General features: G+C 42.5%; 23 protein-coding genes. 14 read left to right on the forward strand and 9 right to left on the reverse strand.

All coding sequences use genetic code 11. From position 1 onward, the window contains the following. Positions 1 to 6: 6 nt before the first annotated feature. The 3 genes from E0E36_RS05215 to E0E36_RS05225 all read right to left on the reverse strand — a co-directional run bounded on the left by E0E36_RS05215 (position 7) and on the right by E0E36_RS05225 (position 1,747). Complete coding sequence (locus tag E0E36_RS05215) at positions 7 to 462, reverse strand: MauE/DoxX family redox-associated membrane protein (protein WP_130855002.1); 456 nt, start codon at positions 460 to 462, stop codon at positions 7 to 9. Positions 463 to 695: 233 nt separating this feature from the next. Then, positions 696 to 1,268 carry a Crp/Fnr family transcriptional regulator gene (locus E0E36_RS05220; RefSeq protein ID WP_130855003.1) on the reverse strand — a complete coding sequence of 191 codons (573 nt, stop codon included), beginning with the start codon at positions 1,266 to 1,268 and terminating at the stop codon, positions 696 to 698. Between the two features lie 89 nt (positions 1,269 to 1,357). Continuing rightward, positions 1,358 to 1,747 carry a hypothetical protein gene (locus E0E36_RS05225; RefSeq protein WP_130855004.1) on the reverse strand — a complete coding sequence of 130 codons (390 nt, stop codon included), beginning with the start codon at positions 1,745 to 1,747 and terminating at the stop codon, positions 1,358 to 1,360. A gap of 189 nt (positions 1,748 to 1,936) precedes the next feature. Between E0E36_RS05225 and E0E36_RS05230 the strand changes: the two genes are divergently transcribed. From E0E36_RS05230 to E0E36_RS05245, 4 genes are all read left to right on the forward strand, one after another. Then, on the forward strand, positions 1,937 to 2,905 hold the full coding sequence (locus E0E36_RS05230) for a hypothetical protein (protein WP_130855005.1): 969 nt from the start codon (positions 1,937 to 1,939) through the stop codon (positions 2,903 to 2,905). Positions 2,906 to 3,070: 165 nt separating this feature from the next. Continuing rightward, positions 3,071 to 3,421: a helix-turn-helix transcriptional regulator gene (locus tag E0E36_RS05235; RefSeq protein WP_130855006.1), complete on the forward strand. Its 351-nt coding sequence runs from the start codon at positions 3,071 to 3,073 to the stop codon at positions 3,419 to 3,421. A 644-nt stretch (positions 3,422 to 4,065) separates the two neighbouring features. Then, complete coding sequence (locus tag E0E36_RS05240; protein ID WP_130855007.1) at positions 4,066 to 4,707, forward strand: DUF6266 family protein; 642 nt, start codon at positions 4,066 to 4,068, stop codon at positions 4,705 to 4,707. Between the two features lie 95 nt (positions 4,708 to 4,802). Continuing rightward, complete coding sequence (locus E0E36_RS05245; protein WP_130855008.1) at positions 4,803 to 5,156, forward strand: hypothetical protein; 354 nt, start codon at positions 4,803 to 4,805, stop codon at positions 5,154 to 5,156. A gap of 114 nt (positions 5,157 to 5,270) precedes the next feature. Here the strand turns inward: E0E36_RS05245 and E0E36_RS28325 are convergent, their stop codons facing one another. Both E0E36_RS28325 and E0E36_RS05255 read right to left on the reverse strand, forming a co-directional pair. Then, positions 5,271 to 5,567 carry a type II toxin-antitoxin system RelE/ParE family toxin gene (locus E0E36_RS28325; RefSeq protein WP_130855009.1) on the reverse strand — a complete coding sequence of 99 codons (297 nt, stop codon included), beginning with the start codon at positions 5,565 to 5,567 and terminating at the stop codon, positions 5,271 to 5,273. Beyond that, positions 5,554 to 5,784 (reverse strand): hypothetical protein, encoded by a 231-nt coding sequence (locus E0E36_RS05255; protein WP_130855010.1) that lies wholly within the window; start codon positions 5,782 to 5,784, stop codon positions 5,554 to 5,556. The genes E0E36_RS28325 and E0E36_RS05255 overlap by 14 nt, the downstream gene beginning before the upstream one ends. A gap of 659 nt (positions 5,785 to 6,443) precedes the next feature. Here E0E36_RS05255 and E0E36_RS05260 point away from each other — a divergent pair. Next, positions 6,444 to 7,145, forward strand: a complete 702-nt coding sequence (locus E0E36_RS05260; RefSeq protein ID WP_242627125.1) for a C40 family peptidase — start codon at positions 6,444 to 6,446, stop codon at positions 7,143 to 7,145. Then, positions 7,142 to 7,591 (forward strand): hypothetical protein, encoded by a 450-nt coding sequence (locus E0E36_RS05265; RefSeq protein WP_130855011.1) that lies wholly within the window; start codon positions 7,142 to 7,144, stop codon positions 7,589 to 7,591. The genes E0E36_RS05260 and E0E36_RS05265 overlap by 4 nt, the downstream gene beginning before the upstream one ends. A gap of 357 nt (positions 7,592 to 7,948) precedes the next feature. Here E0E36_RS05265 and E0E36_RS05270 read toward each other — a convergent pair whose 3' ends face one another. The 3 genes from E0E36_RS05270 to E0E36_RS05280 form a co-directional block, all read right to left on the reverse strand. Next, positions 7,949 to 8,230, reverse strand: a complete 282-nt coding sequence (locus E0E36_RS05270) for a type II toxin-antitoxin system YafQ family toxin (protein WP_130855012.1) — start codon at positions 8,228 to 8,230, stop codon at positions 7,949 to 7,951. Positions 8,231 to 8,239: 9 nt separating this feature from the next. Then, positions 8,240 to 8,437, reverse strand: a complete 198-nt coding sequence (locus tag E0E36_RS05275) for a hypothetical protein (RefSeq protein WP_130855013.1) — start codon at positions 8,435 to 8,437, stop codon at positions 8,240 to 8,242. 507 nt (positions 8,438 to 8,944) lie between these two features. Further along, complete coding sequence (locus tag E0E36_RS05280) at positions 8,945 to 9,436, reverse strand: cupin domain-containing protein (RefSeq protein ID WP_130855014.1); 492 nt, start codon at positions 9,434 to 9,436, stop codon at positions 8,945 to 8,947. Positions 9,437 to 9,719: 283 nt separating this feature from the next. Between E0E36_RS05280 and E0E36_RS05285 the strand changes: the two genes are divergently transcribed. Next, positions 9,720 to 9,869, forward strand: a complete 150-nt coding sequence (locus tag E0E36_RS05285) for a hypothetical protein (RefSeq protein WP_207303721.1) — start codon at positions 9,720 to 9,722, stop codon at positions 9,867 to 9,869. A gap of 102 nt (positions 9,870 to 9,971) precedes the next feature. On the opposite strand, the gene E0E36_RS05290 is transcribed toward E0E36_RS05285, so the two are convergent. Further along, positions 9,972 to 11,141 carry an ATP-binding protein gene (locus E0E36_RS05290; RefSeq protein WP_130855015.1) on the reverse strand — a complete coding sequence of 390 codons (1,170 nt, stop codon included), beginning with the start codon at positions 11,139 to 11,141 and terminating at the stop codon, positions 9,972 to 9,974. Between the two features lie 559 nt (positions 11,142 to 11,700). On the opposite strand from E0E36_RS05290, the gene E0E36_RS05295 reads away from it, so the two are divergent. The 7 genes from E0E36_RS05295 (at position 11,701) to E0E36_RS05325 (ending at position 24,360) form a co-directional block, all read left to right on the forward strand. Then, positions 11,701 to 12,339, forward strand: coding sequence for a GntR family transcriptional regulator (locus E0E36_RS05295; protein ID WP_130855016.1), 639 nt, complete (start codon positions 11,701 to 11,703; stop codon positions 12,337 to 12,339). 251 nt (positions 12,340 to 12,590) lie between these two features. After that, positions 12,591 to 14,042: a PQQ-dependent sugar dehydrogenase gene (locus E0E36_RS05300; RefSeq protein WP_165446921.1), complete on the forward strand. Its 1,452-nt coding sequence runs from the start codon at positions 12,591 to 12,593 to the stop codon at positions 14,040 to 14,042. 42 nt (positions 14,043 to 14,084) lie between these two features. Further along, positions 14,085 to 17,159 (forward strand): SusC/RagA family TonB-linked outer membrane protein, encoded by a 3,075-nt coding sequence (locus E0E36_RS05305; RefSeq protein ID WP_130855018.1) that lies wholly within the window; start codon positions 14,085 to 14,087, stop codon positions 17,157 to 17,159. Between the two features lie 39 nt (positions 17,160 to 17,198). After that, entirely contained in the window at positions 17,199 to 18,677 is a 1,479-nt protein-coding gene (locus tag E0E36_RS05310; protein ID WP_130855019.1) for a RagB/SusD family nutrient uptake outer membrane protein, read from the forward strand. A 131-nt stretch (positions 18,678 to 18,808) separates the two neighbouring features. Next, complete coding sequence (locus E0E36_RS05315) at positions 18,809 to 21,976, forward strand: SusC/RagA family TonB-linked outer membrane protein (RefSeq protein WP_242627126.1); 3,168 nt, start codon at positions 18,809 to 18,811, stop codon at positions 21,974 to 21,976. A gap of 28 nt (positions 21,977 to 22,004) precedes the next feature. Continuing rightward, entirely contained in the window at positions 22,005 to 23,837 is a 1,833-nt protein-coding gene (locus E0E36_RS05320) for a RagB/SusD family nutrient uptake outer membrane protein (protein ID WP_242627127.1), read from the forward strand. A 118-nt stretch (positions 23,838 to 23,955) separates the two neighbouring features. Beyond that, complete coding sequence (locus E0E36_RS05325) at positions 23,956 to 24,360, forward strand: hypothetical protein (protein WP_130855021.1); 405 nt, start codon at positions 23,956 to 23,958, stop codon at positions 24,358 to 24,360. Positions 24,361 to 24,580 lie beyond the last annotated feature (220 nt).

Below are 24,580 nucleotides of genomic sequence, written 5' to 3' on the forward strand. Positions count from 1 at the left end.
AAAGGATTACGGGCTTAAGGCATATCCCGTTTGTTGCAACAAATTCTTTCTCTGTTTTCGTTCCTCCTTTAGCAATAGAATTACTAATAGCAGAAGAACGGCGTTCATTACCAATTGCCATGTCCAGGTAATACTTTCTGAAAAGCCTATACAGGTGCATGGCTTGAATTTAGCGATTGTTAAAATCCCAATGATATATAAAGTGAATGAACCGATGACAGCTATATATAGACGGAGCACTCTTTCCCTCAGTGGTTTTATACACAATAGACCGGCGATAGCAATGAGTGTTAATGGCACAACCCACGATAAGATCGTGGTGCTCCATTCTGGAATGAGTGGCGAGAAATCCAGTTGAGCGTTAAACTTTTTCCTTGAAATAAGCTTATCCACACCTGGGTATCCATAAGCAGCTATTAATAAGATAATCATGATTTCATTAATAGTTTTGTCTCTCTTCATTTTCTATATCTCCTTTCTTTTTAACCGGCGGGCTGCCAATGCTCCGCACTCATCCTACTGATCGGCAGCCGGCCGGTAATGGAACTTTGCCTACGGTCTGGCTCCGCTACTCCTCGTTTCCATTAAAAGCAAATTTAGTAAGGTGCAAAGGCGAAAAATTGTGCTGCTGAAACAGAAATAATTCGAAAAAAAATTGTAGGGAATCCATAGCTAGATTGCAAAATGCTATAGATTCAACCTTTAAGATGTCTTTTCAAACCTTGGTAATACCACCTATGGTTAATATCGAGCAAGTCGCAGCATTCATCAACCTTCAAAATCGTTACCCAACTATTTAGATCTTCTAAAGCCTTATACATCCGTTCAGCGGGAGGAAGCTTTAAGATTTTTACAAGGGCTTGAAAGTGCTTTAACTTTTGTTCTTTCATCACGTGAAGAAGCTCGGCAAACGCTGGGTATCTATGCTGGGCCATGCGCAGTGCAGAGTACGGAAATTCTAACAGCTCACTGGACTGGAGAAATTTAAGCTGTAGGCCATGGGGCTGATAGCTAAAGGCATGTTTGCTCCCGGTAAAATATTGGTTCTTGACGCTTAACCACTGTAAAAATTCATCGCCTTCGCTGTCAATTTTGAAACCAGCTATCGCGCCATCTAAAATGAAACACCAATTGGTTTTGTATTCACCGGCAAGCAAGTAATAGTCATGCCTATTATAGCTTCGTAACCGACAATTGGTGATGATAAACTGCTTCTCTTGTTCAGTTAAAATGCAATACTGTTCTGCATAAGTAAAAAATCTTTCCATATTGTTCCTTTAAGTTAATAGGCAATCCGCCGCTACCGCTGGGGTCCAAAACAGGGGTAGGCGGCGGAAGCCTTGTTGGTGCCTATGTCTTAATCACGCTCATAACGTATATTAATGATCAGGCTGGAAACGCTGCGCAAACCGTCATCAAGTTTGAAAGCGCTTTGCCGCACGTAATTGGTTTCAATTACTTTGCCTTCTCCATCGTCATCGTCTGCCGGTTCTTGCTTCTGCAACATAATGGGGCATTGGTTCTCTATAGCTTTGCTCACTTCTTGGCTAAGGAGATAGAGATAGTCCGCATCAAGTTCGTTCACGTAGGCTTCTTGCCTTGGAGTGAAATCAAAATGCACTAGCAGCCAAGTGCGGAAGTCCGATTGTATGTCATACAATTCGCGTTGATAGTCTGCTACGGGTAGCCGATAAATGTCGGCCAGAAGGAGTTGTACTCCTTCATTGTTGAAAGTTTTTCTTGTCATTGTAAAATGATTTTGTGTTAATAAATGGGTTGGCCAACCTTTGCCGGTAAAATTAGGTGTAAAATGATTGTTTTTTACCTGTAACTCGCGAGTTACAGGATTTCGGCCTTTATAGTACTTTCTTGGCTGTTTTATTATTTATTCTTATGTTTATAATTTCACTTTTTAAAAACCGAAATTTAGCCTTACATGAACACGAACAAGCAACTGGCGGTGTTTTTATGGAAAGGAAAGAAAGCTGTTACCTATTTGCCTTGGTTATGTTTACCGCCCATAGCCTTATTAGCTGCGTTGTTTTTTACCTACATGCAACAATCCCGTTCGCCTTGGGAAGCTTTACAGAATGAACGCTTTTTGATAGCGGCTGCCTGGAGTTTTTTGCCGGCACTGATAATCGCTTTTTATATACAAGGCCTGAGTTATGTGCTGGATCTAAAATTCCACCGGAGAGGTTATCAGTCGGCACGTATCAAGAAGCAATTCTTCTACGGTGTATTGATACCCTGTTTATTTTTAGCAACCTATTACAGTATTTATTATACTGCCTACGGTAAAAACATCTTCAAACGGAAGTATTTTCAGATTGAATTTCCCATGGCGACGTCGGTTATTACCGGGGTTAACATGGGTTACATGATTTGGTACTTGTATAGGATAGAAAGGCGAAGATCGGCTAGGCGGAACCGATTACTCGATGCGAACCGGGCCAAAAGGCAGGGCTATCACAACGAGATCACCGTAAATAATGGCAGAAGGAAAACGGTGGTTGTTACCAAAGACATTATCTGTATTATACGCTGGGATAAGGTAGGGGTCATTTTGCTGAAAACGGGAAAGGTTGTTCAGATAGATAACACCTTGAATGAAATGTTAGCGATGTTGGATCTCCGCTTTTTTGCTAAAAGTAATCGCTGGTGCATCATTAACCTGCGGCAAGTGGCGCTTACAGTTTATGAAAACGAGAACTTTAGCGAGATACGGTATAAACCGACAGCGTTAAAGGTGTTACAACATCTCGAATCTGATGTGGATAAGACGCTGGAAAAGGAGGGGAGAAGTGAGTTTTTGACGATGGATAAGTATAGGCTGAACCGAAATTTTCGGAAATCTTTCGAAGCGAAGTTGTATGCCTTGCGCAAAACGCCGATGTCATCCTAGCTCATTTTGTTCACTTTTTTGATTTGACTGCGTTTTAATTTTATAATTATTAAATTGGTCACCATTATTAACCTACCGGTAATACGGGAGTATTCAATTGAGTTTAATGATTTTGCTGCTTGGATACTGGGTCCAAACCAATACACCGGCCTAAACAGCTAAAACATGACACAATTCGATCGTATCATTCAATTGCTAGAGTTAATTCGCCAATCTATTAATGTGCTTGCCGAGCGGCAAGCTTTACAAACCTTAGTTGAAATCGCTGATGAACAGTTGCGGATTATGCAACACTTGAAGGAGCAAAGCATGAGTTATGGCTCTAAGCATAATGCTGAATCTACGCTCATGACGAAACAGGAGGTACTTGCTTATCTCAATATCAGTGATAGTACCTATAAAAGGCGCGTGAGGGAAGGCTTGTTGAAACCTATGCGTTTGGGTGGTGGGGATGTGTTCTATAAAGAGGATTTAGCGGCAGCACTTTGGGAAAGTAAAAGAAAAGGCAAGATTTAATCTTGCCCTTTCTTTTAAACGTGGCTGTTCCTATAATTGGCAGAAACTGCCATCAATATAATTAAGCGTTGCTTAAGGAGTTGCCACATAAGCAACGTGGCCGTTCCCGGTAAAGATCAAGTTTTTTAGATGTGTGACCTTTACTTACAGGTACTGACCGAAATCTGTTGGCATATAAGCCAAATAAGCGCACCGTTGTTGTCTTTATTTTCCATCGTACCTGCAAAGGTAATAACCCACTTCTTCCATTTGGCCATGCTAGTGTCGTTTTTCGTCCCTTTTTTTCTTTGATGACTTTAGTATTGCCTTAGTTTTTGATTACCCTTTGATTACCCTTTGCTTACCTTTTGTTTACCTTATAGTTACCCAAACTATACCCTTCCTTTACCTTGCGCTTACCCTTTGTTTACCTGGGAGGTAGCGTGGGGGGCTGCTTAAGGATAAGAGATGGTAACTTATCACTTTAACCGGCATAAAAGAACAATAGATCTGGGTCAAATAGGGTCAATGGAAATCAATGAGGGGCAAGATGGTTCAAAAATCGTTGCATTGCTCAGTGTGCTTTTATGTTTGAACCGTGGATGAAAAAATACCGGTATTGAAGCTCATCCTTAACAGAATGTTTCATTTTAATTTTTTCAATCATGGGAAGATATGTTAAAGGCGCCAATGGCGCATTCTCCGGAAAGGTAGGAAGTGTGGTAGGAAGCAGCTGGCGTAGCATCAATTACTTGCGTAGTTTGCCTAAGATCACTAAAAAGGGTGCTTCCGAAGCGCAAATTGCGCATCGCACGAAGTTTGCTATCAGCTCGCAATATTTGCGTCCTTTAAAGGACATCTTGAATATTGGTTTCAGCGATCAGCAACAGGCGAAAAGTTCGGGCTATAACATGGCGGTACGTGCTTTTTTCAACAACGCTATTATAGGGGAGTATCCTGATTTTGAAGTCGATTTTTCAAAGATGGAATTGAGCCGCGGTTCCATCAATCCGCTTCCAGGGTTAGGTTATGTAGAGGCTAATCCGGGTGAACTTTCCTTCACGTGGCAAACGGATACGAATAAGTATAATGCCTTTGCTGATGATGCGGTTTTGCTGGTGATTTACAATCAATCAAAACGGATGTACATGATCTATGATGAAGCGTCCAGAGCAGATGGAACCTTCAGTGTAGCGATTTCCATCAACTATTCAGGTGATGTGCTGCACGCTTGGGGCTTCGCTTTGCATCGCGATGGTAAGCTGGCTTCGACTAGTCAATACCTCGGAACGCTAACCGTTTCCTAGGGTGAAATCAGGTAGGGCGGCTATTGCCGCCTTGCTTTTAACCAATAACGAGTAACGAACAACGAGTAACCAATAACGAACAACGAGTAACGATTATGGAAAATTTTATCATCATTTATAGAAAATATCTTTTAACAACCCTTTTAATAGCCAGTATCTTGGCTTACATCGCTTATCAACCGCTTATCCGTTTAGTGGATGTTACGGCAGCGCCTATTGACTATGGGGTGTTAAGTGCGATTTTAGTAGCTGCGGTAGCTGTATTAAGTTTTGTGCAGCTCTGCTTATGGGTGCTTCACAGGCATTGGCCGTTCTTAGGGGAATACGCCGCCGAACATTTTGAACGCAACTTTAAATCGTTGCTCTCTTGGCAGAAGGTTGGTGTTTACTTGGGTTTCTTTTTGGCTTTGCTGTATGCTTTTGTTATCGCTTTAGGGGCGTTGCTTTAGGAGAGTTGGTTGTTAGTTGTTAGTTGCCCGTTGTTAGTTGTTGTTTGCCGATGTGGGTATTGAGGAGTGAAGGTAATAGTCGTGGCATTAAGGTTGACAAGTGTTATTAGACAGTTATTTGCTGGGGTAATTTGGTGCCCTAGAGGTATGGAAAATAGATATTACGTAAATAACATCGCTAGGTTGATCAAACCAATAAATGATAACGAACGGGAAAACTTTTACTGGTGCAAAACGGATATCATCACCAGTCCTAATAGGAAAAATGAGGGGTGAACTCTTTACTGAATTTAATGTTGCTGCAATTCGTTTAATGAACTTGCTAGATAAGCCCTTTTGTTGTTCTTCATACCATTCGATAGAGGCATAAAGCTCTTTTTCCGCTCTTTCTAGTAATTTAACGGAACGCACGGTCTAGCTCTTTTTGAACTTCAATCCAATCTTTAGCGGTTGTTTTACCGTCTTTAAAGGCTTGTTGAGTATCACGGAAACTTTTGAGATCGGCTTCGGTAAACGGGAATGCATCTGTATCCTCATTTACCGTATATGGGATACCAAAACGGTTGAGTACTTCTTGTAAGAGCTTAACATCTTTACTATTATGAAGTGTAGCAGTTATCGTCGTCATAATAATCAAATATACTAAAATTTAAAATCATGGCAAAAAGTGAATTTTATTAAGGTCTTTTCTGATCGTTGTATGCGATGGTGATTGCAGTGAGGTCGGTTGCCTGTTAGTAGTTATTAGTTGTTTTGATAGTGGTGAGATGATAATAGTAACGGTTGGAGTAATACGAAATATTGCCGTTTGTGAATGTACGGTAACACGACCTCATGAGATGAAGCTTTAATTTCGTCTACTTTTTTTCATTTGTGTTAATTCTTAAAGGTCAAGCTTTCTCTTTGCAAGAGAAGGTTCCTTCAGCTGAAAAAGTAGCAAGACTTAGCGAAGCGACTTCATGAGCACCACTAATAACAAACAATAGCGAATAAACGCCTAGGCCATTTAGTATTTATCAACGTTGGTGCAACGGGGCTCTGGCGGGTAGGGCAGGACGGCCTCACGGAGTGAGCGTTAAGAAGATTTAGGATAGCCTAGGCTAAAAAATCATGTGAAGAAGCGAAGCATTGGCATGTGCTTTGGCGCGGCTCCACAGGATTGAGGGTGAGCCCTAAATCTTTAGCGAAATACGTGCAGCCTTGATGTTTTGCCCCTTTTGCATCTAAGGTAAAAGGGGAATAAGTTTTTATCAAGAAAAAGTTGAAAACAATTTTAACGTTTTAAAAATGAAAAAGAAAGTAAACCCTTTAATAATTATACTAAGTGTTTTAATTATAAAAGCACTGATATCCTTCTTAGTTCCTGCTATGATGGATAACAACAGTAATGCAAGTATTTCTATTTCGTCCAAGAAAAAGGAGGTGTTTTTGAGAAAAAGTTCATTTCGTCCAACAGATTCGTTGGTTTTGGAAAAGAATCGTATAGAAACTACTCGTTTAAGGGTCAAGAAAGTTTACGATAGCCAACTCGGGGTACGGGAGGCTACGGGGCGTAACGATGGGCCGCAGGTAGAAGCTTACTTAGCTTATACGGGCCTTGGCAAAGGCTATGCCTGGTGTGCGGCTTTTGTCTGTTGGGTGCTGGGGCAAGCGGAGGTGGAGAACCCTAAAACTGCTTGGGCCGCCAGCCTCTTCCCTCATGATAAATTGGTGTGGCCACGAGGGAGGGTGCCTACAACGGGATCACGAACAACTAATAACGGACAACCCATAACGAAAACAGCCTGTGTGTTTGGCCTCTATTTCCCCTCGCTCAAACGCATTGCGCATTGTGGTTTTATTGATGAATGGGGTGAAAAGGAAGTGATTACAGTGGAAGGGAATACCAACGATACGGACAGTAGGGAAGGTGATGGCGTATATCGGAAAAGAAGGCCGATCAAAAGCCTCTACGCGGTGGCTGATTGGATAGGGAAGGAGGCGAAATGAAATATTACATCCTTGTCGGTGCAGGACTGTTGTTGTCTTGCACCGCCTCTAAACTCAAAACGAAGTATTCAACGAAAGAGAGCGTATCAAATTCAAATGATTCATCCCTGAGCGAAACCAGCTGGCGTGGTTATATAGCCGAAGATCAGTGGGAATATGATGCTTTATGGTGGTTAAAAGGAAATGCGCGTTGGCATCCGGATAGTGGTTTGACCGCGGACGAGCTTTGGTTCCGCTACCGTGGTCGTGATGAACGCAGTGTGCGTTTGTTGGATAGCCAAGGGCGGCTATTGGAGGGAAAGAAAGTGATGCAGCAAGAAGTATCTTCGCAGTTTCAAGAAAAACAGAAAGAAAAATCAGGCTTGTTTCGCTTACCTTGGTGGGTTTATGTGATTTTGTTAGTAGGTGTCTACTTCTTTATGCAGGTAAAAGGGAAGAAGAGGTAGTGTCGATTATTAAAATAAATATCGTCTACTTTCTTTCCCCGCGAAAGAAAGATAGCAAAGAAAGCTCTGGCTGGCTTACTCCCTTGCAATTCGTTGCCACTTGTCCGTTCGCAAAAGGAGACACGCCCGGCAATGGCTATCCCTTCGTTTGTCTTTTGCTTTATGACGTTAGCTTCGCGTGAAAATATGTTTAGGGACAAGCTAGGCTGCCGATTGCTGCGTCCGCAGGCCTAGGCCATTTGGTATTTATCAACGTTGGTGCAAACGGGGCTCTGACGGGTGGGGCAAGATGGCTTTATAGGATGAGACGTTAATAAATAAGTTGAGAAGATGTGAAAATGTTCCGTGTGTTGTTGTTTAAAATAAATCAGAATGAGTACCTGTTCGGACCAATTCTAATAGACTAATTTCTTCGTCTTCGGCCCAGATTAGAAGTAAATCCGATTTTACATGGCACTCCCAATAACCCTTGTAATTACCACTAAGCTTGTGTGGCCTATGCTTTTTGGAAAGGCCTTTATGCCCGTTTTCAGCTAATACGCTGATTAGTTCCTGTAATAGCTCTAAATCTTTGGTTGATCGCTTTTTGAGTAGTTTTAGGTCTTTTAGAAATTTGGTTGAGGTAACGATTTTAAACATTAGGTTAAATCATATGCTATCAAATAATTCATCTACATTATTGAATTTTTTTCCTTTGCCTGCTTTTAATTCGTTCATCGCAGCAACAGTTTCAGCATTGGGTTCCTTGCTTACCTTTTTTACTTTGACGATCACCCCAAGTTCTTTTAAATATGCTTTTACTAAAGCTGTTTTGTTGTCAGGGACTTTTATTTCAAGCGTTTCCATACATACAAAAATACGAGAATAGCTCTTTTTTTGCAAATGCAACGAGCTGAATTCTAAAGATTAAAACAAACACGACCTCATGAGATGAAGCTTTAATTTCGTCTACTTTCTTTCCCCGCGAAAGAAAGATAGCAAAGAAAGCTCTGGCTGGCTTACTCCCTTGCAATTCGTTGCCGCTTGTCCGTTCGCAAAAGGAGACACGCCCGGCAATGGCTATCCCTTCGTTCGTCTTTTGCTTTATGACGTTAGCTTCGCTTGAAATAGTTTAGGGACAAGCCAGGCTGCCGATTGCTTCGTCCGCAAGCCTAGGCCATTTAGTATTTATCAACGTTGGTGCAAACGGGGCTCTGGTGGGTGGGGCAAGATGGCTTTATATGATGAGACGTTAATAAATAAGTTGAGAAGATGTGAAAATGTTCCGTATGTTGTTGTTTAAATAAATCAGAATGAGTACCTGTACGGACCAATTCTAATAGACTAATTCTAAAGATTAAGTTTGTAACTACTTTAATCGAGATACCCTTTGGGATAGGTCTTTTGACCAAATTGCTTGTCAATCCGTGCCATCAGTTCCCGACGTTCGTCTGTAAGTTCCGGAATGGGGGCAAATTCACCGCTACCTACCGGAACACCGACTAGTTCGAAAACTTTTTCCAAACCGGCGGGCATGACGGTACAAAGTAGCTTGGCCACAGTGCTGGAGGTATTCGTAAAACAATGAATAGCTCCTCCAAGTGGGATGGTTATAAAACCTCCGGCACTAACTATGGATTTCCCCTGTTCCGTCTGAAATTCAACTTCTCCTTCCAATACATAAAAGGTTTCGTGTGTATCGGGATGCGAATGGGGCGGAGGTCCGCCTCCGGGTGGGACAATCATCTCAATGACTGCATATTTATTATCCGTTTTATCTCCGGGTACAATGATGCGGTAATTGCCACCTGCTACTCCTAAAATTTGTCCCTTGTCTTTTTCGATAATCTCGATCCCTGATTTCATATAGTGCTAATTTAAATGCCCATGTCTCCGTCAGCCTAAACGCTTACAGCCGGTTTTTCTGCAAGATACTTAACCTCATACTGTTCTGAAGAATTTACTTCCCGTATTCTTCTTAGGATTCTTTTTTCGTAACTTAACTTTTTAAAAAGATATAAAAAGGAACCGAAATTAGGGGTAAATGTTTTAGGGTGGATTGATTGAAAATGGACCGGCTATAAACTCGGAACCGTAATGGAAAAATTTGTAACTTCCGTGCAGTTGACATCAACATAAAGGAAGTGATATGAAAAGACAGAACCATAATCCGTTCCTTCTTGCCCTGAAAGCCCGCAACCTATCGGTTGAAATTCATCATCATGCCGCGTATCAAATCGTTTTATCGGATGATACGCCGTTTAATTCAACGATCGGCGGAATACATTATGAACAGTAAACTAAATAGTGGCAGTCTGTAACGGACAGCGGAAATCTATTTATCAAAGGAAAACAGCGATCTGATACATATGTGCACTTGTATCGCTGCACCTTTGTATCGTTAATACGTCATTCCAAGTTGCCAAAGCGGAATGGTGTTTAAAAATCCGGATTCGATATCGTCTTTTACAACATAACCGTTTTTAACACCTTGTAGCTGTTTTTGACTTTTTGTTTTTCCTCCGATTTCGAAGACCATATCACCGATCTGAAAGTCACCGACGGTTGAAGCGATGACTTCATGTTTGACCCGTAGTTGATTCAAAAAAAACGTTTCCCGAATATTCCCAATGTTCGGGGAGCTTTCAGCTAAACTATAAATGAGATTGGTATTATCCAGGTATATTTTATCAACCTTACCTAAGCCTCTTATCCCCCCGGTGTCGTCCCGCAATTGGGCAATCATTCCTGCTTCTTCTATATATAGGCAATAATCAGCGATATTGTTTCTGCTTGCAGAGAGCATAGTTGCAATGTTGGAAAAATTGGGTTTGAAAGGAACGCTCTTGGCGATGATGGCTAACAGCTGTTTCATTTTCCGTCCGGTTGCCACGTTCATATCAGCAAACAAAGGAATATCAGATTCTAACGTTTGATTGATTATCTGTTGCAACCGTATATCAAAATCGCCTTCTAATGCAAATGGGTAATATCCTCTTCTTAAGTACTGAGCAAAGAATTTGAGCGGATGCTTCAAGTTCGGTATTTTTACCTGATGCGCCAGAATGTCATCCAAAGAGTATACATCCGAGGATATTTGATGAAAGAGTTGTAAATATTCCCTAAATGATAGCCCCTGCATATGGTGCATAACAGCTCTACGACTTAAATCGGAAGCACCCTTGTTAATGTCCAATACGGAAGATCCGGTGAAGATAACTTGCAATTCGGCATAATAGTCATAAATTAACTTGAGCTCTTTTGACCAGTTTTTATATTTATGAATTTCGTCTATAAAAAGGTGTTTTCCCCCCTGTTTGACGAAGGCGTCGGCTAAGTCTATTAACTTGTGATCGGCAAAATAAAAGTCCTCAGTGGTAACATAAAGCGCTTCTGCCGGATTCAAATTTTTCCTGATGTATTGTAGGATGAGCGTAGTCTTACCGACGCCTCGCGGTCCGGTAAGGCCGATCATTCGGCTTTCCCAATTTATTTCTGCATAGGTATAGCGAAGAAAGCTTGTATCAATAGCCTGTAAAAGCTTATGAAAATATTCCAATAATTTCTCCATAGCAGTTAATTTTCACAAAGATAGCTATTTTGCACTGTAATAGTGCAAATTTCAGTAAAAAATGCACTGTGAGAGTGCAGAATGAGTATGGCTATTTATATAGTCTCATCCACTACCGTAAATTAAGGTTTTCTTCACTGGCTGTGGGCTTGCCGGTTCATCGAAATAATCCATGTTGGCGAAGGGTTTAGGTGTAACGGTCCGGGTGGCTGCTACTTCGAAAACCTCAAAACCATTGACTTTTTAGAAGAAAACCAATTTCATGTTGATAATATACCGCACCTTACAAAGATCGGGCAGGGGGCGATAAGATAGAGGAATTGCCCGATGATTCGTGTTCTTTTCCCGCCTTGGTAGCTTGGTGGAGCAGGGCCAGCTGTTTCTCATGTTAATAAGTCATTCCCAACTGTCAAAGAGGGATGGTGTTTAAAAATCCTGATTGGGTATATTTTCTAATAAATTATATTTGGTAATACAGCTTAAACCGATCACAAGTGTAAGTGTATAAACAAATTTTTGAGTGATATATTTAATAAAAAAATGTATTTTTGTATACAAAATGAAAGAAGATTCACTTGCAAATAAAGTGTATAATGAGATTCGTAAAAAAATTTTGGCGAATCAATTGGTAGGTGGTGCCCGCTTGAAAGAAAGCTCATGGGCGGAAAAGTTAAATGTTAGCCGTGTTGCCGTTCGTGAAGCGCTAATTCGGCTATCGGGTGAAAATCTGGTGGAATTCGGTGAAAAGGGTGGATGTTTTGTTAGAAATATGACCGCTGAAGATGTGCGTGACATCAGGGAATTGCGTGAAATTTTCGAAGTAGGGGCGCTGAAATTGCTGTTTAAGAAAATCGACAAAGATATTATTAAAGAGCTGGAAGCAATTTGTGATGATTTTACCTCCATGACAGAGCGGGGGTATTATAGTGGCGCCTGCGAAGCAGATGTGCGTTTTCACGAAACTATTATGGAGCGATCTGGAAATAAACGTCTATTGGCTCTGTATAAAAACAGTAATATTCCGTTGTTCCATTTGAAATTAGGTAATTCGCTGAGCCATATGGATGACTATAAGCAAACGGATACGGAGCATCGTAGAATTGTGCAAAGCCTGAAATCCGGAAACTTTGACGATGCGTTAAATACGCTTATTAACCACTTGGACCGAGGTGAAAAAGAAGCACTTGAACTAATCTAATATAAAAGCCTGAAAAAATGAGTTTGCGAACCGCTTCCATGAAGCGGTTTTTTCATTTAAAATATTCCCAAATATTTTTATGTATACAAAAATATTATATATTTGTATACAATTCTGCTTAACTGATTATAGCCAATAAACTGTCGGAAAACATTTTAAAAACAAACATGTGCCAAGCTATGCGTCCTTTTGTGCTTTTCAGCTTTCTGTCCATTATCTGTGGGTCTTGTCAAATTGGCAATTCCCCCTTGATGTCAGGCAAACTTGTAGGTATCTATAGGCTTGATACGACCGCCGTTCGGATCGATGCCTTGGCCGAACATCTCGATGTTCCTTGGGAGTTATGTTACGTGGGGAGCGATGAACTTTGGTATACGTTGCAATCCGGTGAAGTTTGGCGTCTCAATTTGCGTGATAGCACAAAACAGCGTTTGTTGTTAATCCCTGAGGTTTACCGATACCGCACCTTGGGCCTGCTCGGAATGACGGTTCACAAGTCCGGGGAAAACACACAGGCTTATCTGATTTATAATAAACAATTGGACAGCGCACATATTGTCAGTCGTCTCGTGCAATATACATTGCGTGGGGATTCGCTGGTTCAACCAAAGAAACTATTGGAATGGCCGGGTAATACCGGACATAATGGTGCGCGCGTTGTTTATGGTGCCGATAACAACTTATACCTAAGTGCTGGGGACCGGGCAGAAGGCCTGCTTGCGCAAGATTTGCATTCACCGAATGGGAAAGTTTTACGACTGAAACCGGATGGACAAATACCTGCTGACAACCCCTTTACCAATTCATATGTATGGAGTTATGGGCACCGAAACATTCAGGGATTAGCTATTGGTCGCGACGGAAAGCTCTACGCTTCTGAACATGGGGACGCAATTGAAGACGAAGTAAACTGGATTCAAAAAGCGAAAAACTACGGATGGCCCCTAAAAGAAGGGAAGGTTTACGCACCACAAACGGATTCAAGCAGCAACCTGGATTTCACGGATCCGCTCGAAAGTTGGACGCCTACCATCGCACCGGCGGCAATGACCTATTATAAAGACGGTCCGATTAAGGAATGGCGCAATTGTTTATTATTGGTGACATTGAAGGGGAGTGCTTTGTATGCGCTGCAGTTGAATGAGGAAGGGAACCGTGTTGTAAAAGAGCAAGTTTATTTCAAAAATAGTTTTGGCCGACTTCGCGGAATTTGCATAGGGCCGCTGGGTGAGGTGTACCTAAGCAGTAGCAACCGCGACTGGAACCCCGCACCGGGATATCCGAAAGTATACGACGACCGGATTTTGCGCATAGCTGTTGCACACACAAGTAGTTTGGGAGGTGTGATAAAACCTGCCATGCAGGTAGTAGAAAAGCGCGTGGATGCTGCGGCACTTTATCAGAATTATTGTGCTTCCTGTCATAAAGAGAATGGATTGGGTGTGGAAGGGGTATTCCCTCCATTAAAAGGGAACCCGATTCTAAACCGCCCTACGGATTTGTTTCATGTGGTGTTTAATGGGAAATCGCCCGGCGGGAAGATTATGGGAAAAACCTATGATCAGGCCATGCCGGGCTTTTCCTTTTTAAAGGATGAAGAAGTGGCTGAGATACTCACTTACATTTCACAAACATTTGGCAATAACTCAAATGTCTTTTCTGCTACTCAGATAACAGAAGAGCGAGAAAAAAGGAAGAAATAAAATGAACAGACCTAATAATAAGCTAGTCCTAACCCCTTTTATATGAGAACTAATCAATTTATTTTGTTAATCGGCATATTCAGTATGCTGTTTGCGACAAACCTTCATGCATGGGCGCAAGGTACCCGGGTAGTGGAAGGATATGTCATCAGCGCAACGGATAAGGGTCCTTTGCTTGGTGTAAGTGTGCATGCTACCGGTACGGCCGTAGCAACCAAAACGAATGAGCAAGGGTATTTTTCGCTTCAATTGACGCTGCCAAGCGTCCTGCGCTTTTCCTATTTAGGATATACAACGGAAGAACTTGAGGTGAAGGAGGTGGGTAATCCGCTTCGTATCCTATTGGAAGAAACTTTTGCTAATCTTGATGAGGCTGTGGTGGTGGGCTATGGAGCCGTTAAACGGAGCTCCTTGACGGCGGCTGTTACTAAAGTGGAAAACAAGGGGCTCGACGAAATTCCAACCGCCCGACCCGAAGTTGCACTACAGGGAAAACTAGCAGGTGTCAATATTTCGCAGACCAGGAATGCGCCCGGCTCAGCACCGATAATCCGCATTCGAGGTGCGGGTTCTATTTCGGCGGGGAATGATCCCCTAATTGTGGTGGACGGTTTTCCAGGTGCCAGTTTTAGCAACATCAATATGAACGACGTGGCATCAATTGAGGTGCTTAAGGATGCCTCGTCTGCTGCTATCTACGGATCGCGTGCGGCCGGAGGTGTAGTGATTGTAACCACCAAGTCCGGAAAGCAGGGAAAGCCTGTTTTATCAGTTAATGCGTTTGGCGGTTTTTCAAAGGCGAAGCTCCACAACGATTGGCTCAATGTGAACGAGTATTATGATGCTATCACGAAATACCAGAACCGCGAATATGCGTGGATTGGTGGCGACACATCAATTCCAGTGTGGGGCGATAGCAATCGTCCGGCGGGTTATCAGGTGAGCCCTGCCGTATTGAATGGTACGGATGTGAACTGGCAGGATGCGGTGATGGAAACAGCTCCTTTTCAAAATTATGATCTGGCGGTGAATGGAGGAAATGACAATGTCAATTATTATATATCCGGCATTGTCAGGGATCAGCAGGGAACGCTACGGAATACTTGGTATCGAACCTATGGTGCCCGGGCCAGCTTAAATATCAAGGTAAACGAGCGTGTCGACCTGGGGCTAATGCTGAACCCCAACTATGCAACAAGCCGTATCGCACCCAATAATATGATCGACTATGCGAAATACCCTCCATTTGTGGCAATCCAAAACCCGAATGGTACGTACCCAACCGCTAGGAGTTATTGGGGTGCCGCGGTAACCAGTCAAGCTAATCCAATGGCCATACTGGAAGGGACCAATTATCGAGCTAATACCCTAAACACCATTGGTAATTTTTATGCTTCTGTAAAGCTGGCGGAAGGTCTGCTTATCAAATCTACCATAGGTACAAATATGGCTTATAACATAACCGATCGGTTTCAAGCGTCCTGGGCGTCTAGCTCAAGTACATCGTCAGGTTCTGCCATTGATTCGCGTACCATTAGCTTAATCAATGAGAATACCATCAATTATCAAAAGACTTTCGGAGCTGATCACGATTTCGGCGCATTAGGGGGAGCTTCTTATCAACACAACTTCTCCAGGTCGATGACAACATTGGCCGTTAACGGCTCTTTCAATAATGACATCATCCAAACCTTGAATAATGCAACCATTAATCCGGTTGGTACCAATACCCTTAAATCGGAATGGGGTCTCGTTTCCTATTTCGGACGTGTTAATTATGGCTTCAAAAATAAATACCTGTTTACTGCCTCCATCCGAACGGATGGATCGTCCCGTTTTGGCCCCGATCGTAAATGGGGGTGGTTTCCTTCGGCATCTGCTGCGTGGCGTATTTCCGGTGAGCGTTTTATGGAAAACTTAACCGTGTTGAGCGACTTAAAGTTACGGGCGAGTTTCGGGACTACCGGAAATATGAATATTGGTGACTTTGCGTATTTAGGTACGATAGGCGGCGGTATCTATACGGTAAACGATCAGATTACCAACTGGCAGGCCCAATCGACCTATGGCAACAGTAGGCTGGGATGGGAGAAAACACGGGAGCTTGACTTTGGTGTAGATGTCAGTTTATTCAATAACCGAGTAACCATTAATGCCGACTATTACCGAAAACGTACTGATGGATTACTTTATGCCGTATCAATTCCTGGTATTACAGGTTTTACATCTTCCCTTTCGAATGTCGGTGAGGTGGAAAATAAAGGCTTTGAGATTGAGTTGAGCACCAAAAACCTAGTGGGTGATTTTAAATGGGAAACCAGCTTTAATGTGGCGGCCAACAGAAATAAAGTGCTGAGCTTAGGAGGAGTGAAGGAACGCATCACAACCGACGGTTATGGGATGAGTTGGTTATTGCGTGTTGGCGAACCGATGTTTTCCTACTATGGTTACAAACAAATAGGCGTTATTCAAAGCCAGGAACAATTGAGCTCAAGCCCTGTGATGGCGGGATCTAAATTGGGTAACCCTATTTATGAAGATATAAATCAAGACGGTCTTATCAATCAACAGGATCGGGCAGTGCTCGGCAACTTTATGCCGAAGGCCACTTTTGGGATGACTAATAGTTTTGCTTATCGGAATTTCGATCTGTCCTTTACAATACAGGCCTCCATAGGAGCGAAGATGTACAATTTTGAAAATCAGTTTTACCAAGGTTCCGTACTGGGTGCTATGCGGAAATCCCTGATTGCTAATCAGTGGTGGTCTGCCGATGATGCCGGTGACGGTTTGCATCCGGCAGTATCGTTGAGCCAGCTTTCGTTCAACGCAAATTCAGATTACTACATAGAAGATGCCTCCTTTTTGGCGGTACGGAATATAAATGTAGGTTATAATTTTCCGGTATCAATTAGTCGTAAGATCGGTGCTAATAAATTACGGCTATTTGCTTCTATAAACAATGCGATATTTTTAACGAAAGGCGAATTCCATGGCTATAATCCGGAAGGATATACCGCAGGAGAAATAGCGGGTATAGATAGCAAACCTGGTTACAATATCGGTTCAGAACCTATAAACCGCGTATATACATTTGGAGTCAACCTAGGTTTTTAGGAAAAATAGATCAAAAATCAGTATTCAAATAACAAATTTATGAGAAGAAATTATGTTATAATAAGCTTGTGTTTGTCGCTTCTGGCTTTAAGCGCCTGTCACGATGAACTGTTAAATCCGGTGCCCGAGTCATCGCTGACAAATGTGAACTTTTATCGATCTGCCGACGATATTGACCAAGCGGTGCTGGGTATTTATGGACAGCTACAACTGCGTAAACCTACGGATTATCAATTACTGGAGATTGGTACGGATAATCTCTATATGTCTACTAATACGGTGATTGCGGGAATTCCGGAGGTAGATGGTTTAACGGTTTCTACCACAAATCCCCTGGTTTTGAGTTTTTGGCAAAGTACGTACAATGGCATTTTTAGAGCGAATGCAGTGCTGGCTAATATCGATACACCTACCGATTATCCTTCGGGTATGAAAGAGCAATATAGAGGTGAAGCGAAATTTATGCGGGCGCTTTTTTATTTTGATCTGGTGCGCGTTTTTGGAGCGGTGCCGTTGGTGACGACGCCGATTTCGGCAGAGGAAGCGACAAATGTTGGACGGACTGATGCTGAGGCGGTGTATCAATTGATCATAGCGGATCTTACAGGGGCGGTAGATTTGCTTCCGCTTAAGGGCGCAATTGCGAGCGGACGTTGTAACCGTGAAACTGCATTAGGACTGTTAGCAAAGGTCTATGTGAGTAAAAATGATTGGCAGGCGGCAAAACAAACGTTGGATCGTTTTTTTACGGAGTTTGGATCAACCTTTAGTTTGATGGAAAATTTTGGCAGCCTTTGGCAGGTGGCTACTGAAAATAACGCGGAAGTATTGTTTGCAATGAAATACACGGATGGAACCAATGGGCATAGCTTGTCTACGGCCTTTATCCCGAATGCCGGCGTACCGAACGTGGTGAGCAGGGGCGCAGAGATTGCACTTCCTTCCTGGAGTTTGCATAAACTGTTTGATGAAGAGGATAGTAGAAAAACGGCTACTATTGCAGAGCAATATGTGCCTGCTTTATCGCCAGGTGATGACCCGATCTGGTATCCCTATGTCTCAAAATACGCAATAACCCATACTTTTAATGCTTCCGGACTGGATTTACCGGTATTGCGATATGCCGATATTATTCTCTTACATGCGGAAACCTTAAATGAACTGGGGCAGCTCAATGCGGCATTATCTGAGTTGAATAAGGTGCGGGCACGGGCTTTCGGGAATACAACACATAACTATACGGCCCGCGAGGTGGCAGGCCAGGATGAATTTACGGATGTGCTGCTCAAAGAACGTCAACTCGAATTTGCGTTTGAAAATGAGCGCTGGTTTGACTTGGTGCGGAAGGAAAAATTTGTGCAGGTGCTGCAATCGGAAGAACGGAACTATAATCCTGCTAATGGGCAAGCACAGGTGGTTCCTTTACAGCCTGCTGCCTATATGCAGTTGTTCCCTATTCCACAAGCTGAAATTGATCTGGTGGGTAGTAGTGTGCTTACGCAAAATCCCGGTTACTAGTGAAATATCAAAGAAAGAAAATCAACCAAATTTCATCCTAAGCTCTTTTTATATGAAAACATACTATTTTATTTCAACGAAAAAACAACCTAAAAACGACTTGTCCCTAAATCCTATTAATCCGAATGCGAATGAGACAGAATCTATTTAAAATCAAAACGGCCACGAAAGGGGACTGGCTGTTATTAAGCATTCTACTTATTTCATTGCATGTATCTGTCGGAATACATGCAAGCTATGCCAAGGATTCGGATGCTGATCAACGCGTTTCCGCTGCGCTTCCTAAAGGGCTTGTTCTTCAAAGTGATTTAATTGGACAGGTACTGGATGGTAACGGGCAACCAATACCGGGTGTTGAAGTTAAAAATCTCACCAATGCTGCCGTCACTGTAACAGATCAGGAAGGTAAATTCCGGGTGAAAGGAACGAAAACTGATCGGATTCAGTTTCGAATGATTGGTTATATATCAACAACGGTAGATGGTAAGGACATTGGAAATATTGTATTGGCAATGGACGAAAAGCTACTCGATGAAGTCGTAGTGGTAGGTTATGGTACGCAAAAGCGGGCGAATGTTACGGGGGCTGTGGCAAGTATGAGCTTTGATCAATCTACCAGAAGCAGGGGCTTGTCAAACGTTTCACAAGCATTACAAGGTGCTATCCCTGGATTGGCTGTTAACCAAAATTCAGGGATGGCCGGTAATAATGCAGCAGAAGTATTGATAAGGGGGCTCGGAACAGTAAACTCCGCTGGTCCTTTGATTGTCGTTGACGGCATGCCCGATGTTAATATGAATCGAGTTAATGTGAACGATATCGAGAGCGTTACGGTTTTAAAAGACGCATCTTCTGCAGCTGTTTACGGTTCGCGCGCGGCGAATGGTGTGATTTTGATCACAACAAAATCTGGAAAAAGAAATACGAAAGCCAGCATTTCGATCGATGTGAAGCAATCCTTGGTGAAACCGACACGTTCGTTCGACTTCGTGAACAATTATGCAAAAGCGATGACGGCGACGCAACGAGCGCAAGCAGTCAATACCGCGGCCAATAATTTCAATTTCAAGAATGGGACGGTTGATGAATGGCTTGCTTTAAGTATGATCGATCCAAAGCTTTATCCGAGTACCGATTGGTGGGATGTGGTGTTACGAAATGGGGAAAGCGGAAATTATAATATCTCGGCTAATGGCGGAAGCGAAAATAGCAATTATTATCTATCGGTTGGCGTGTTGGATGAAAAAGGGATCCAAATAGGCAATGATTTTAAACGCTATAATACTGCATTTAATTTTGAGACGAATGTCACCAAAACGATTAGCGCAGGTATTCGATTTTCCGGCAACTGGTCAGACTATAAGTACAATTACGAGCAGGGAATGACTGCCAATTCTACAAGCGGCCTGGATTTGTTCACATCACCAGCGGGGATTTTACCCTATGATCCGGAGACGGGTTATTATGGTGGCGCCATGGCTTACAATGAAAGCCCACAGGCTAATAATATTTATGCCGATTATATGGTGCGCAATCTGAACAACATGAACCAAAAGCAGGCATTGGCCAGTGGTTATTTAGATTGGAAACCCTTCAAAGGGCTTTCCGCACGCGCCAATTACACATTAAATTACGAGACCCGATTTCAATGGAGAGCAGATATGCCAACGCAGCTTTATAATTTTCAATTAAACCAATGGACGCGCACGCTGGTGTCCGAAAATGAAGGTATATCAAATGTTGACCAGGAAAATTATAAAACCCAATTGAATTTACAGGTACAATATGAAACTAAAATCGCTGAACAACATGATTTTTCCGTGTTGGGTGTTTATAGCGAAGAATACTGGAAAGATCGAATTTTATCCGGAAGTAGATTAGACCGTTTGCATCCTAATCTACATGAGATCGATGGCGCCTCTCAAGATGTACAAACGGTTTCAGGATCTTCTTCTACAGAAGGTATGCGGTCTTATATTGGGCGTGTCAATTATGTCGGTTTTGGCAAATACCTGTTAGAAGGGAGCTTTCGTGTCGACGGGTCTTCGCGCTTCCTTCCGGGAGATCAATATGGGTTTTTCCCTTCTGGATCTGTTGGTTGGAAGATTTCCGAAGAATCTTTTATGCAATCGTTCAATAGCAAAATTGGCTTGAGCGCAGCAAAGTTGCGCGCTTCTTATGGTGCCTTAGGTAACAACAGCGGGGTAGGACGTTATGAACAATTGGAGACCCTAATCGCCAGCCCTTATTTTTTAGGAGAAAGTGTAGTTACCGGATTAATCAATAAAAAGTTGATCAATTATAACCTGACCTGGGAAAAAACACGTGTATTCAATATCGGGCTTGATCTGGCATTTTTTGATCATCGATTGACTTCTGAGTTAGAATATTACGAGCGAAAGACGATCGGTATGAACAGGCCTTCTGATATTTCGATCCACTTATCAGGGCTGTATACAGCGCCCCGGAGAAATATAGGCGATATGCTCAATAGAGGTGTTGAAGCAAATGTGACGTGGAACGATCGAAAGGGTGATTTTCATTACATGCTTAACTTTAATGTAGGTTATAATAAAAATAAGCTTTTATCCTGGAATGAGCCGTTGCAGCGAGGGTCTGTGTTCTTGGACATGCCTTATAATTTCGTCTACGCATTCGAGTCATTAGGAATTGCGCAGACTTGGGAGGATGTTTACCAAGCAACGCCCCAAGGCGCTTCTCCAGGCGATATTTTGTTGAAAGATGTGAATGGTGATGGTAAGATAGATGCCAATGACCGCGTTGCATATCCAGCCTATCAACTGGGGCGGCCAAAGACCAATTTCGGACTGCGAGGAAGTGTTGATTATAAAGGATTTGACTTTTCCTTCCTGTTGCAGGGCGCTACGGGAAGAAAAGAATTTTGGATGAATAGAGCTAATTCCAATTTTATCGGTGCGGCCAACCAGGCAATCACAGTTGATCAGTGGGAAAATACGTGGAGTTTGGATAATCGGGATGGAACGTATCCGCGATTGCAGCCAAGCACGTTGGGGTCTACCAGCACAAATGGTTATTTAAGTACCTTCTGGTTACAGAATATGAATTACCTGCGTATAAAAAACCTGCAATTGGGCTATACCTTTCGAAAGCAATTCGCATCTAAACTCGGGATTCATGGAATCAGGATATATGGCTCTGTCGACAATCTGGCCGTTTTTACTTCATTTAGTGGTTTAGATCCCGAAAAAAGTACCTACACGAATGATGCCTACCCGATAACCAAAAGCTTCGTGTTCGGACTTAATGTTGATTTATAACGAGATAGCCTTTAAAATATTTATAAAAATGAGAACAAAATATAAAGAAATATGGGTCTTTGTTTTGCTGGGGTTAGGGCTTTTCTCCTGTAGAAAAGACCTTTTAACACAAGATCCAACCACCACACCGAGCACGAATACCTTTTGGGTGAATGAAAACGATGCATTGTCTGCCTTGATGGCCAACTACGCCACTTTTAGACCTTGCTTTGATCGTGATTACCATTTTGATGGGCATGGCGAATTTTTGAAAATGTGGAATACTGGCGCGGCGCCCATATCGATTTCAGTCAATAATCCAAGTAGTTATGGTGGTGGTGCCTCTGCGATGTACCGAGCATTGTATGGTTCCATTTTCAGCTCCAATTATGTAATTGAAAACGTGCAGAAGTACTTATTGCCAAAAGCGAATTCGGAAACTTCAAGAAGTACCTTGGAGGCGATCATTGCGGAAGCTCGTTTGTTAAGAGGAATTACTTATTTTAGGTTGATTTCCTTATGGGGTGATGTCCCATTCTTTAATCAGGCAACTCCTGCTCCCATTGAGGCAGATACAGTTTCGCGTAGCCCTATCGCAGTTGTGAAGGATTCCATTATGGCAGATTTTACGTACGCGGTAGAAAAACTTCCCAATAATGGCAGCGAGATTGGAAGGGCGGGGAAACCTGCAGCATTGGCTTTTCGCGGTAAATTACAATTATTTTGGGCTTCTTGGAAAAAGAACGGCTGGCCCGAATTAGCCGGGTTTTCAACTTCCTCTGCGGAAGCGCAGGAAGCATTTGCAGGTGCAGCCGCTGATTTTAAACGGGTCATTCAGGATTTTGGAATTGTATTGTTCCGGAATGGAGAACCTGGAGAATGGGGAGAAATGGGGAAAGCGGATGTTTTGCCTAACTATTACTACATGTTTATCCCTTCTACCGGTAACTTAAGTCAGAACGAAGAGATGATTATGGTGTTGACACATGGCGGGCCAGGTACGAGCCAAAGTGAGGAATACCAACGGGTGTGGACCGGGCCACTAGTAGCATACGGTCAGAATCAAGCGATACCGCGTTATGAATTAGCCGATCGTTATCAATCAACTATTACAGGCGATTTTTTACCCAAAATGGTTCAGATGAATCCGCAGACAAATCCCAATGCCCGTACAGCACCGAACTCGGCCGTGAACCCTGCATCTTATCAAAATCGCGACTACCGGATGAAGGCGACCTTGCTATGGGATTATGAAAAAATAATGGGCATGACGGCGACGGATGCAACGGGATACCTGCCTTTTATTTATAAGACTTGGGGAGCACCTGTAACATTGGATGGCATTTATTATCCATCCACATTTACAGATAATACCACCAATCTTTCCGGTTTACAATCGCGCAAATTTGTGCGTAACTATGCAGGTGTTGCAAGAAGCGATGGTAATTACAATTGGCCGCTTATTAGACTTGCGGATGTTTATCTAATGTATGCTGAAGCAAGCAATGAAGTGAGCGGTCCTCAAAATGACGCGATCGAGTTGGTTAACCGCGTGCGTCATCGCGGAAATCTTCCACCTTTAGCACCTGATAAAGTGGGTACAAAAGCTGATTTTTTCGCTGCGATCGAGCAAGAGCGTATTGTTGAGTTGTTTGGTGAAGGGCAACGTGCTTTTGACCTGAGAAGATGGCGTAAATTGGAAGACGTATTCGGACAAGCTTATGGCGAAGGCAAGTGGTTTATGGATACGTATGGAAATAATTGGGAACGGTTTTTTTATAATGAGCCGGAGTTGACCTACCAACGCTGTTATATTTATCAGATTCCTGAAACAGAAAGAACCCGAAATCCGAACCTAAGTCAGAATATTCCATGGAGATAATGGGTTTAAGTAAAAAGTAAAAATTCAAAAGTAAAAATAAATGCTGCATGCTGGAAAGTCGTCATTCTGACCGACGTGTCTTTTAGGACTTTTTAGACTGCTCTCAAAAAAAAATAATATGGGAAATATGAAATATAGGTGTCTAATATACGTATTACTGAGCGTCCTTATTACTGCTTGCAAAGATGACTATCCCATCGATGATGATCACTTGTTGATCACGGATAGAGCAGAATGTTATGTAAGTAATTTTGAATTACTCGGCGCCGATTTCCAGACTGTGCGAACAAAAGCTGCTGTAGTTGATACAGTGGCTCAAACGATCAATGTAAGCGTGATGTTCGGTACCGATCTGAAAAATTTATATCCACAATTTAGTTTGGTAACGGATGCTACCTTGGAGCCGAAGATTCAAGGCAAAGAAGATTTTTCCGTGCTGGATCAACCCAGGGAGTGGACGGTAGTCTCAGGGAACCGAAAGGTACGTAAAACATATAAAGTGTATCTAACCATTCAGCAGTGATGGTTAAGTCCGCATAAAATGCATGTGGTTTAGCTTTTAAATACTTGTCTAACGGTAGATTAATAAATAAAAAGACGAAACTATCCTGATTTGCCAACCACGCGATGAAATGAACTAAGCATAGCGCGCTCTTGAACGCCGCTGAAAAACATACAAAAAGTGGAAAATAGATCATGATACCTGCCTGCGGTAAACAGGGTTTCATCACCTTAATAGAATA

Origin of the sequence: Olivibacter jilunii (assembly GCF_900607235.1) — a bacterium.
Classification (GTDB): Bacteria; Bacteroidota; Bacteroidia; order Sphingobacteriales; family Sphingobacteriaceae; genus Olivibacter; species Olivibacter oleidegradans.